The 1,468-nt window shown below is 69.3% G+C and carries 1 protein-coding gene; it reads right to left on the bottom strand.

Translation table 11 applies throughout. The features are described 5' to 3' along the window. Positions 1-99 precede the first annotated feature (99 nt). Positions 100-1,468 (bottom strand): amidase (locus tag DBR23_RS27455; RefSeq protein ID WP_108500174.1); only part of this gene is annotated, 1,369 nt, incomplete at its 5' end.

Genomic DNA, 1,468 nt, shown 5'->3' with positions numbered 1-1,468 from the left:
GTGGGATGGTGGTTTGTGAGGTGGGGGCTCCAGCGGTGGTGCCAACGTCAGAGCGTATCCCCCCAAGGTTACCAACAACAACGCACGACAGATGCAGGGTTATGCCGCAGGCGGCTGGGGCCATGCCCGCTGGGGTTCGCGGATCAGCTCGAACGCGTGCGCCACCTGCAGCACGCCCAGGTCGTCAAAACGTGCGCCCGCAATCTGCAGGCCGATGGGCAAACCAGCGCGGGTGTAGCCACAATTGACCGAGGCCGCAGGTTGCTCGGACATGTTGAATGGCACGGTAAAGCCGATGTGTTCCAGCGGGCGCAGCGGGTCGTTGGTGGGCGAGGGCAGCTCGGCCTGGAAGGCGACGTTGGGCGCCACGGGCGAGATCACATAGTCGAACGCGCTGCAGGCCTTGACGGCGGCCACGCGCGTCAGGTGGAACTGGTGGCTGGCGGTGAAGACCTCGGTGCCGCTCATGCCGGCGGCACTGTCGGCCCAGGTGCGGATGTAGGGCAGCACCTTGTCGCGCCGCGCCGCCGGCAGGGCCTGCAGGTCGATGTGGGACCGCATGCGCCAGAAATGGTCCATGCCGTCGAGCATGGCCTGGGTCATGAACGGTGCCATGGGCACGATGGTGGCGCCGGCGGCTTCCATGAGTTTTGCGGCGCGCTCCACGGCGGCCTTCACTTCGGGCTCCACGGGCAGGCCGCAGCCTGCATCCAGCAGCAGGCCTATCTTCAAACCTTGCAGGCTGCGCGGGCGCTCGGCCAGCTTGTTGAACTGGCTCCAGGCGATGTCCTGGTAGGGCAGGCTCATGCTGTCGCGCGCGTCGGGCTGGCTCAGCACCTGCATCATCAGCGCGGCGTCGGCCACGGTGCGGGTCATGGGGCCGGCGGCGCGGCCGGTGTAAGGCGGGTCAATCGGGATACGGCCCAGGCTGGGCTTGAGGCTGAAGATGCCGCACCAGCTGGCGGGCAGGCGCAGCGAGCCACCAATGTCGGTGCCGATGTGCAGCGGGCCGTAGCCCGCAGCGGCCGCCGCGCCGCCGCCGGCGCTGGAGCCGCCCGGGCCCTTGCTCACGTCCCAGGGGTTGCGCGACAGCGGGTGAAAGGTGGACAGGCCGGATGACAACATGCCGTAGTCGGGCATGGTGGTCTTGGCGACGATGACGGCACCTGCCTCGCGCATGCGGGCGGCGGGGGGGGCGTCAGCTGCGGCGGGCACCAGCTCGACGGCGGCTGTGCCCAGCGGGGTGGGGTCGCCTTCGGTGGCAATGTTTTCCTTGATGGTGCTGGGCACGCCGTCGAGCAGCCCCTTGGGCTCGCCGCGCAGCCAGCGGGCCTCGGAGGCACGGGCCTGGGCCAGGGCGGCCTCGGGGCGCAGCAGGTAGGTGGCTTTGATGTGGGGCTCCCACCGTTCAATGTGGGCCAGCACGGACTGCGTGACCTCGACCGGTGACAGCTTGCGCTGGCGGTAG

This window comes from Acidovorax sp. HMWF018, assembly GCF_003061035.1.
Lineage (GTDB): Bacteria > Pseudomonadota > Gammaproteobacteria > Burkholderiales > Burkholderiaceae_C > Acidovorax > Acidovorax delafieldii.
Note: the sequence above shows the minus strand (reverse complement) of the source record. Positions and strands in the feature narration are given on the sequence as shown.